Raw genomic sequence first — 9268 nt, 5'->3', positions numbered from 1 at the left:
AAGACGATCATGATAATATCACTCAACTCGTGATAACATTTGCCACTTTGGCGCGGGTCATCAACCTCAAAAAAAAAGTCAGCTACATCCATCGGGCAAAGATGGCTAACTTAGCTTTTCATGCAATCCCCCTGTACTTTCACTGAGTTTTCAAATAGCCGGTAACTGCCAATATTTCGGGAAAATGTTGGCAGTTACCGGATAAATAGCCTTTTGTCTTTGTGACACTAACCTTTTTAGCCTGTTCACCAGCCCAATACCTCTTTTTTGGTACTATTAACTTTCCAGTAACGCCCAGTCACCGGCCGAATTCAGGCGATAGGCCTGTTTGTCGGTGGGGTCAAGCGCCACCAGCGTAACCCATTCGTTAAAAAACAACTTCTGGAGTACGGGCTGCCGCGCTACCAGCAGGTCGATGCGGGCGCGGGGGGCCATCACAACCGTACACAAACGCTGGGGCTCGTGGTAGGTTTCCGTATCGCTGCGTTTGACCGATTGCAGGGGTAAACCGTGCATCAGGTCACTGGCGTTTCCCTGCATAATACCGAGTTTGCCCGTTACGTTGTGCGTTACTTTGCTGCCACTTCCGTAGGCAACCGGGTCGAGCGTCGAGAACAGATACTGGCTGTTGATCCATTGGGCTACCACCATTGGTGCCGTCAGAATCGTTTCCAAGTGCGTGTGGTTGGTGTCTTGCTCCCAATTGTAGGAGTGCAGAAAGCAGCGGCCTTCCAGATCCAGCTTTTCGGTCAACTGCCGGGGGCCAACCACAAAAGCGGCATTGCGGGCCAGGCCCCACTCCGGGCGTACCTCGGCCCAGTCGTTGCTCCGGCGCAGGGTCTCCCGGGCGGGGTCAATGCTGTTGCCGTTGCCAAAGGTGCGGCAGCGGTAGGCACTGTTGGCGACTTTGGCCAGGGTCAGTTTGCACCGGAGGTCTACCAGTGCAGCCTGGTCGATCGCCTTATGTTCGGTACTGTAAATCACCACGTCATCGGTGGTCGTATTGTGCTCGGCGGCCAGAAAAACGGTATCCGCCGGGATACGAAGCGCATGGTTGGCCAGCACCTTCCGAACCGACGGCGTATTCAGCAGGGCGGCCAATAGTTGGGCATTAGCACCCCCGTGGTTGCCCCCGCACGCCCCGCAGTCGAGCGCCGAGCTGTACGGATTGTTCTGGGTACTGCTGCCGTGGCCACACAACACAACCAGCCTGCCGAAGTTATCGGTCAGTCCCATAAGCCGGAGCGCCCCCTCGGCATAAACGGCCTGTAGGTCGGGGGTAATGCCGTGGTGATGGTGATGATCGTTGGCATCGGGCGCGGTAGACAGGCCAGGCCGGATGGCTTCCGTAAAACGGTGCCGGGTCTGCACACTCAGGGTGGGGGCCAGCGTGCGCTCCAGCATGAGCAGCCCACAACCCGCACCCAGGGTTTCGACCAAGGCGAAGGGTGTCGAAAAATTGTACTTCAATTGTTGGTAAAAAGCCCGCAGCGTGTCTATTACCCGTTTTCCCCGCCAAAAGCGAGCCTGCTCGTGGGCGGTGGCGGTAGGTTTTTGATCGATGGTATGGCTTGGTTTCAGCAGTACCGGGCAACTGTCGTGGGCGGCACCAGTAACGGTGTCGTTCAACCGAATGGGCAGGCCAAAGAACCCCGCAAAGCCCAGCGTTTCGTAGTTGCCCTGGGCCTCGATGCTCCGGCGAAACGGTTCCGACCGTACATCGATGCAGAAGACTAACTGAGCGTCGGGCCGCTGACGTAGCGGGTTGACAAACCGTAGCTGAGTCATCAACTGATCAACGAGTTGGGTCTGGTAGGTAGTTTCGTTGTGTTTAAGGGTGGCGAGTGCCCCGGCCATTCGGTTGCCGGGTAACCCAACCTGATTAGGCTGATGTATTGCCTCTGGCCACAGACAGCAGGTAATAGCCAGCCGAACGGCCAGAAAATCGACCAGCGTAATTGGGTTAAGGCCTGGCTGATCACTCTCCCGCCACTTTATATAACCCGACCAGCCGGGGAGTTGCGTCAGGGCTATTTTTAAAAATACTTCGTGCTCGTCGGGCGCCACATTCAGTTTGTTGAGGCACACAGCCAGGGCGTCAGCGGCATTTTCGGGTAAAGTGGTTAGCCATTGTTTGTCCGCTTTTTTACCCTGATGTACCTGGGTATCGAAAGAAACCAACTGTTTCCAGGCCCGATAGAATCCTTTTTTGCGGTCGGGCATGACCCAGGTTGCCTGCCCCTCATCCAGAAACGTGACGCACCACTTAATGAGTTGACGGTTTACGGAAGCCAGTTCGGGCGACGCGTCGGTTTGCCGGAAAAGGGAATCCCCCTGGGCTACGGCCGTCTCAAAGGGGAGGTCTTCCAGCCCCTGTAGCGGATTGCAGGCAATAATGGTTTTGAGCGGCCAAACGGGTGATACAATGTTGGCGGCCTCGGCCACGGTAGCACGGATTTCGTCGCTGGTGGTTAGTTGAACCCGTTTGCTAACGGGGGGTAACAGACTTTCGGTGATCATGAAAATGGGTTTGTGCTACGAATGAGGGGAAAGGAATTAGTACTGATACACATTGCGGGTGGGGGTCGTGGTCGCCGGATGGGGCTGACTCGTGTTCAGTGCTTTAACGTACAGATAGTGCCAAAGCCGGGTGGTTTGCTGCCGTACGGGCCATTTGAGATTCAGCGCCAGCCAGGCGAATAAAAACACCCCGAAGAAGAGTCCGTGCAGGACGTTTAAGGGCTGGGGTACAGCAATAGCCAACGGCGTCAGCAGGGTTTCGATAGCGCGCACGCTGAGGCCGTAAAGTCCCCCCGCCAACAGGGCGAGCAGCGTGGCGGGTAGCCATCGCCAGATTAACTTGCCGGTTTGTAACACCGTATAAGCGACCTGAATGGTCGACATAAAGGCGAATCCAATCAGCAACGCCGTGGTATTGGCCGCCACAAATGGCTTCTCGCTCAGGGTAGCAAAGGCATACGCCCCCGCTATACCGCCCGGCAGCGCCAGCAACAACGCCAGTGGACTTCCCAACTGGCGGGGCATCGGCCCCCGTTTTTCCTGCGCGGCCGAACCCCCACTCAAAAAAAGGTACGCTTTAAATAAACCGTGCCAGCACAAATGGGCCACAGCCGCCGGAAACAAACCCAGTCCGCACTGCATCATCATAAAGCCCATCTGCCCCATGGTGGAGCAGGCCAGCATGCGCTTCAGATCACTTTGGAGTAACTTCCAGGCCGTACCAATCACGGCCGTAACCCCACCGATTGTGAACAGAATCGTGAGTAAACCCGGTTGCGCCAGGTAGAGCGGAGCAAACCGAACCAGCAGAAAGCCCCCCCCATTCACCAGCCCGGCGTGCATCAGGGCCGATATGGGCGTGGGTGAATTGAGCGAGCTGATGAGCCACCGGTGAAAAGGTACCTGCGCCGACTGGGTCATGGCTGCCACCAAAATCAACGACAGGGCTACTGTAACCGGGAAAGTAGGTAAACTCGCCCAGTCAAGCTTTAAGATAGTACGCATCGAAAAGCTGTTGGCCAGGTTGGCCAGCAGGCCAAAGCCGACAAGCAGGCAAATAAAACCGAAAGCAAACGTTCGGAAGGCCAGTTTGCCCGATTGGTAAGCGGCTGCCCAGCCGGATTTGTGAATCATCAGGCGTACCAGCAATACGTTGCTCAGGCCCCAGCCAGCCAGCAGACCCAGTAAATGGTCGCTGCTGACCATGAGCAGGGCCGTGCTGGTAATTAGTGAGAGGGTGATAAAATAGCGGTGATAGGTACGGTCGCCCGACATGTACCGCAGCGAAAAGTGGTGAACAATGCCGCTTACGCCCAAAATAAGGACGGCCATGAGCCAGGATAGGTTGTCGCCAGAAAACACCATCCTGTCTTCCTGATTCGGGTAAAGTAACACGTTGACAAGCCCCGAAATGGCCATCAACCAGGTAACCCAGACGATAGTCGTGGCTATCTGTGACCCTCTGACCGAATTCCTACTGAAAAAAAATCCATTTAAAATCGCTCCTGCCAGCGGTAAGCCAACAACCAGCGCGTGAACAGCAGATGGGTAATTAAGTGACTGAATGCTTATCATTAGATTTTTTGTGTTTGATGGTCAAAACTAATAGCATTGTTAATAGTAGGAAAACGAATAATATTTATATTTGCCATTAGAATAACTTATAAGTGCTTTCCTGGGTCTTCAAGGCCTGTTTATACCGAAATAAGCCCCGTATATACCGTCAAAAAGTTCAGTTAATCGAAGGGTGCGCAAGCCTGAAAGCAGCTTGTAACTCCTAAAATCAGGGAAATACCTATGTCGCTGGATACCATTACCCTCCAATGTTTTCTGGCCGTAGCCGATACGGGCAGTTTTACCCGCTCGGCCGATCGGGTAGGGCGTACCCAGTCGGCGGTGAGCCAGCAGGTTGCCAAGCTCGAAATGATTTTGGGGAAGACCCTCGTGAATCGGGGAAAGGTGCTTTCGCTGACCAGCGAGGGGGAGATTTTTCTGGGGTACGCCCGGCAGATTTTCGCCCTGCACCGCGAAGCCCTCGACCGCTTTAAACAGCCTGAAGTGGCGGGCGAAGTACGCTTTGGCTTACCCGAAGATTTTGCCAGCGCCATTCTGTCCGACATTCTGGTCGACTTTTCTCGGCTGCACCCGCGGGTATTACTGAAGGTTGAATGTGATCTGACGCTTAACCTGTTTGAGCGTTTTCAGCGGGGCGAATTCGACTTGATTATGGTAAAAATGAGTCGTCCGGAAGATTTTCCCAACGGGGTCGATGTATGGTCGGAACCGCTGGAATGGGTGGGCAAGAAAGACTATTTACGCACCCTCGACAAAGAAGTACCGTTGTCCCTGGTGCTGTCTCCGCAGCCCTGCGTCTACCGGGCACGGGCCATTCAGGCGCTCGAAACAGCCGGTATTCCGTGGCGCCTGGTGTATAGTAGCCCGAGTTATGCCGGTACGGTAGCGGCCGTAAAAGCCGGCATGGGGGTTACGGTATTGCCGCGCACCATCATCCCCGACAAACTGGAATCTGCCGGGACAACCTGGCTTCCTTCGCTGCACGACACCCACGTATCGCTGCTGCGGCAGGTCAATAATAATCCGGCCGAGCAGTCGCTGGAGGAATTTGTGCTGAAAAAAATGCACCGTTAACGGTCGTTAGGCCACTGACTTCACCAGATCTGGTACCGAACGCCCGGCGCTCACTGGCGTAGTCGGAGGGGAGGGGGAGTTGCCAACGTGGAGTGCATCTGAAAAAACGGACCAAATCCGTCACAGATGATTCGCTGTTGCGATTAGTTGTACAAATCTGGTACCGGTCAAGAAGGTCTGTATTCAATTCTCGGTACGTTTGCGTAATTGGTTCGTATCGATCAGCGCGGATAATAGCGGTCTGAGGTTATCGGACGGTCGGCCAGCTGTACGGATAGCTCCCCGGGCAGCGTCAGCAAGGCGTGAATGCTAACCTCGACAATGCAACGGCTATTGGCGCAAGCAGTCAGGTAGCCACTAGCAATTCTATTGTTTTGGGGCAGGATGCCAACGTGGGCATTGGCCTCTCAGCCTTACAGCACGCCTGGAGGTGAATAGGGGGTTAGGGGGGATCGGGGGCAGGCTGAGCAGTTTGCCGGGTAATCCTGGTTTTCAGCGTGGTCTGCCTAATAAGGTACTACCGGTAAGAGAGGGGACTCTGGACAAAGGGGTAGGGGGATTGCTCTTTTGGGAAAACGCCTGTTTTGTAGACCGTCAACACGGCAGAAAAAAATAGTGCCAAAATTCAGGGGTGACGGTATTTTCTGTGACTAACGAGAAAAGCCTTGCCATACACTGTATGACAAGGCTTTTCTTATTCACAAAGGTTCGTTTTAACTGACTGCGCTTTCAGTCATTACCTCTTTGGGCTGATTTACATACTTCTTCAGGAAATCTTTTTTGTTATCGCGGTAGGAGGAAACCATCCCCATCTTGTATAAGCCGAGGATATAGAGCCAGGCAAAGTCGAGCTGGAACGGAAGGAAACCGGCACGGGCACTACTTGGGTAGAGGTGATGGTTGTTATGCCACTCACCCGAAAAAATGCCGGGCCGTGTCTGATTGATGGACAGGTTCCGCCGGTCGAAATCGACACCATCGACATGTTTTTCTTCGCCTTTACCATGACCCGTGTAATTGAATAAGCGTACCAGAACAAACCAGAACAGGGCTCCGGTGAATAATCCACAGGCTAGTGCAGGGCCACCAATCAGATAAAACATGGTGAACCAGAACGACCAGTTCAGCAACCACAGGCCAATGGTATAGTAGGGCGAAGCAATAGAGCCCCAGGTCAGATATTGCTTATAGCTGTTAATCCAGATACCCGTATGTTTCATGAAACTGGCGGCCTTCGCGTATTCATCTTCCGTCAGATCCTTGGCAATGCTCTGATGGTTTACATCCGATAGCATACAGTACATCAGGCCCCCACTGGCATTATAAGGATCGCCCGGCTGGTCGGATTTTGAGTGGTGTACGTGGTGCGAGACCACGTAAATCTCCTCCGGAAACGTCTTCAACACCAGATTCTGGGTGATGAATCGCCAGACAGGATGGCTGAAGGTGAAAGCTTTGTGCGTGCTGTACCGGTGAAACCAGATGGTGGCATGGGTACTCATAATCATAATGCTATACAGGAAGGAAACGATGAATAGCGGAATGGTGAAGTACTTGAAGAAAGCCAGTATGAAGAATGGGACTAGACAAACCGCCATTAGCCAGCTTACACCGGAAATCCAGTTTTTTTTATCTGCGAATACGTTGATCCGTGAGAAAGCTTCCGAGAAGAGTTGCCGGGTTGTGGGGACAACCAATTCTCCTTTTTCGTTGCTCCAGCCGTAAGATGGTTTCTGAAGCACATTGTCAATAAATGCCATATAGGAAAGTTACTGTATACTATTTAAACGTTGATTTGTAAGTAACGATATAAAAAGGACATTACCTAATTGTGACATTCCTCAGGCTATGTTTATTCCACAGGCGTCTTTATCCATACTGGTTGTGCGGGAATATGTTTTTCCGCCTGGCTACTTTTTCTGGATGAGCTACTCGAATTGGAAGGCAACGTAGGTGCAGCTTCCTTTACTCGTGTTTTGAAGGGCGTGCGGAACTTCGGATTCCAGGAAAATAAGGTCGCCAACAGTGGCCGGAAACAGCTTCCCGTCAATGCTTTCCTGCGACGATTTATCGACCATCAGTAGAAATTCTGCGGCCCGGTGGGTGTGCGGTGGGTGGCTCCACAATCCCTCGTTGAGCGTCGTTACGTGCATTTCGAACCGTTTGGTCATGGCCGTCGGGCGGTCGAACATCCGGCGGATACCTCCCTTTTCCAGAAGGCGTGCCGTGGAGCCAAAGCGCTCTGCCCGAATGCGTTCACTAAGGTCCTTAGCCGTCTTGTTCTTGTAGCAGATGACTACTTTTCGGGCATTAGCCTTTTTATAAGCAGATAAAAAATCGTTCCAGGCTATTGTCTGAATGTCAGCCCCATTGTCAGTAATGGCGAAGTGTGTAAACCGATTAGCCGTAATGCAGTGCCTTACCTGCGTTGCTAATTCTAGAACGCCACTTTCTCCACCCTGCCGCACTACTTCCTGCAATTCTGCGCTACTAACAGTTAGCTTGAACTCCTCCATCAGGTAGACTTCATCCAAAGCTGGAGAGGAGGCCATACCAACGGGCGGTAACTGGGCCGGGTCGCCCACAACGATCAACTGGGTTCGGACGTTGGACTGGCCAATTTTGCCGAATCGTAACAAGTCAAACAGAACGCGACCTGACCCGAATTTAAAAAACTCACTTTCTACTTCATGGTCGGATAGCATAGACCCTTCGTCTACGATGAATACCTGGCTGACAATATCGGCATCGCTCCGAAGTTGGTAAATGAACTGAAACGTCTCTTCCCCCTCCTCATCGGTTGTCTCTATGGTATCGAGTTCGTGAAAACTGTAGATAGCCTTATGTATAGTCGTTGGGGGTAGGTCGGTCTTACTTCCCATGACCTGAGCCGCCCGGCCAGTAGGAGCCATCAGCAGCATCTCGCGTTCCTGACTCATCACGTATTGGCAAATACCTTTCAGCAGTGTTGTTTTTCCCGTTCCTGCATAGCCTTTTAACAGAAAGACAGAGTCGTTACCCGCCAAAAACTGTTCAATAGCCAGCGCAGCCTGTTGCTGATTATTAGTAAGTGTTAGATGATCAAAGCAGGAGAGGATTGTGGACAAAGTAATTGATGTGTTGGTTTCGGGAACGAAGGTGACTATGGAGAATGTAGTGTACGTGCATTTATCTATATTTTTTCGAAAGCTTTCTTAATTAAACGTAGTATTTCCATGACATCAGTTGATACGACTCTTGAAGACGTATTCCCCTCATGTGTTAAATCATTGCGAAGTCTATTTAATCTTAAAAAAGCAACTGTGTCTGCTTCAGACATTCCAAATCTTAAAAGCATCAATCCAGAGAATCTCAAGGATGAAGTTGGAGAGTCGTAATACTTCCTGTCATCGGTAGTCGGGGTATAACTGGCATCTCTATAACTATTCACAACGCTACCATTCATAGTAGGATATATATGTGATTGTATTGCTGGTGAGAAGCTTATAAAGGGAATTTGCCTAAAACCTGATCTTCTACTATCTGTAATTGTGTAGGCAGTTCTATTATTACCTTTGATAAGTTCCTTCCCTAAGACTTCAACGATTTTGTAAAAATCTAAAAACGAGTACAATAAAAACTCTGGCTTACTATCATATGCTTGATACAAAGAATTGTATCCCTGATTAAGATTGAGCATAACTCCAAAAGGAGATCTAATGTGCCTTGTGTCTATTGTTGGAAGTAATTTCCTAATACGTTCACATAATATCCACGCTTCCCTTAAGTAGTTTTTTTCAAGGCAGATATTTACCCTCTCGGCGAAACTATTGAAAGTTAATATAACGCGAACTATGAGATCTTTTAAGCAGCTAAGGCCCATTCAGATTCACCGGAAGCGAGCAGACGGTTACTTATGTCGACGTGTGCTGTTGGCTTGCGTTCGTAAAATGAATAGGCGATTAGCGCGCCATACATGTTGACAAATGAGTTGCTGACCGACCGATGGCGCGTGTGATCCAGATTGCAAACTTGCTTATTTTGACCAATAACGGTTTCAATTAAGCCCCGCTTTTTGGCCCACCGTTTCGCTTCCAAAGGTAAAGTGGATGGCTGCATA

7 protein-coding genes and 2 pseudogenes are annotated in these 9268 nt (G+C 51.3%); 2 read left to right on the top strand and 7 right to left on the bottom strand.

Annotation, left to right across the window (positions count from 1 at the left end):
- Positions 1-276: 276 nt before the first annotated feature.
- Positions 277-2520: a DUF2309 domain-containing protein gene (locus B157_RS0108505; protein WP_020602924.1), complete on the bottom strand. Its 2244-nt coding sequence runs from the start codon at positions 2518-2520 to the stop codon at positions 277-279.
- Positions 2521-2556: 36 nt separating this feature from the next.
- Positions 2557-4095, bottom strand: a complete 1539-nt coding sequence (locus B157_RS0108500; RefSeq protein ID WP_084761782.1) for a proton-conducting transporter transmembrane domain-containing protein — start codon at positions 4093-4095, stop codon at positions 2557-2559.
- A 222-nt stretch (positions 4096-4317) separates the two neighbouring features.
- Here B157_RS0108500 and B157_RS0108495 point away from each other — a divergent pair, with 222 nt between their 5' ends.
- Both B157_RS0108495 and B157_RS40050 read left to right on the top strand, forming a co-directional pair.
- Positions 4318-5169 carry a LysR substrate-binding domain-containing protein gene (locus B157_RS0108495; RefSeq protein WP_020602921.1) on the top strand — a complete coding sequence of 284 codons (852 nt, stop codon included), beginning with the start codon at positions 4318-4320 and terminating at the stop codon, positions 5167-5169.
- A gap of 302 nt (positions 5170-5471) precedes the next feature.
- Positions 5472-5603, top strand: a complete 132-nt coding sequence (locus B157_RS40050; RefSeq protein ID WP_281168453.1) for a hypothetical protein — start codon at positions 5472-5474, stop codon at positions 5601-5603.
- Positions 5604-5882: 279 nt separating this feature from the next.
- Here B157_RS40050 and B157_RS0108490 read toward each other — a convergent pair whose 3' ends face one another.
- From B157_RS0108490 to B157_RS34770, 5 genes and pseudogenes are all read right to left on the bottom strand, one after another.
- On the bottom strand, positions 5883-6929 hold the full coding sequence (locus B157_RS0108490) for a fatty acid desaturase (protein WP_020602920.1): 1047 nt from the start codon (positions 6927-6929) through the stop codon (positions 5883-5885).
- 168 nt (positions 6930-7097) lie between these two features.
- Positions 7098-7382 (bottom strand): annotated as a pseudogene (locus tag B157_RS39665) (cupin domain-containing protein); the annotation flags it as partial.
- A gap of 339 nt (positions 7383-7721) precedes the next feature.
- Positions 7722-8276, bottom strand: a pseudogene (locus B157_RS39660) (AAA family ATPase); the annotation flags it as partial.
- A 65-nt stretch (positions 8277-8341) separates the two neighbouring features.
- Positions 8342-8848, bottom strand: a complete 507-nt coding sequence (locus B157_RS0108480) for a hypothetical protein (RefSeq protein ID WP_157618349.1) — start codon at positions 8846-8848, stop codon at positions 8342-8344.
- Between the two features lie 164 nt (positions 8849-9012).
- Positions 9013-9268, bottom strand: a 256-nt coding sequence (locus tag B157_RS34770; RefSeq protein WP_020602917.1) for a transposase, incomplete at its 5' end; no start/stop codon positions are given.

Origin of the sequence: Spirosoma spitsbergense DSM 19989, assembly GCF_000374085.1 — a bacterium.
GTDB classification, from domain to species: domain Bacteria; phylum Bacteroidota; class Bacteroidia; order Cytophagales; family Spirosomataceae; genus Spirosoma; species Spirosoma spitsbergense.
This window is presented reverse-complemented; position numbering and strand designations above follow the sequence as displayed.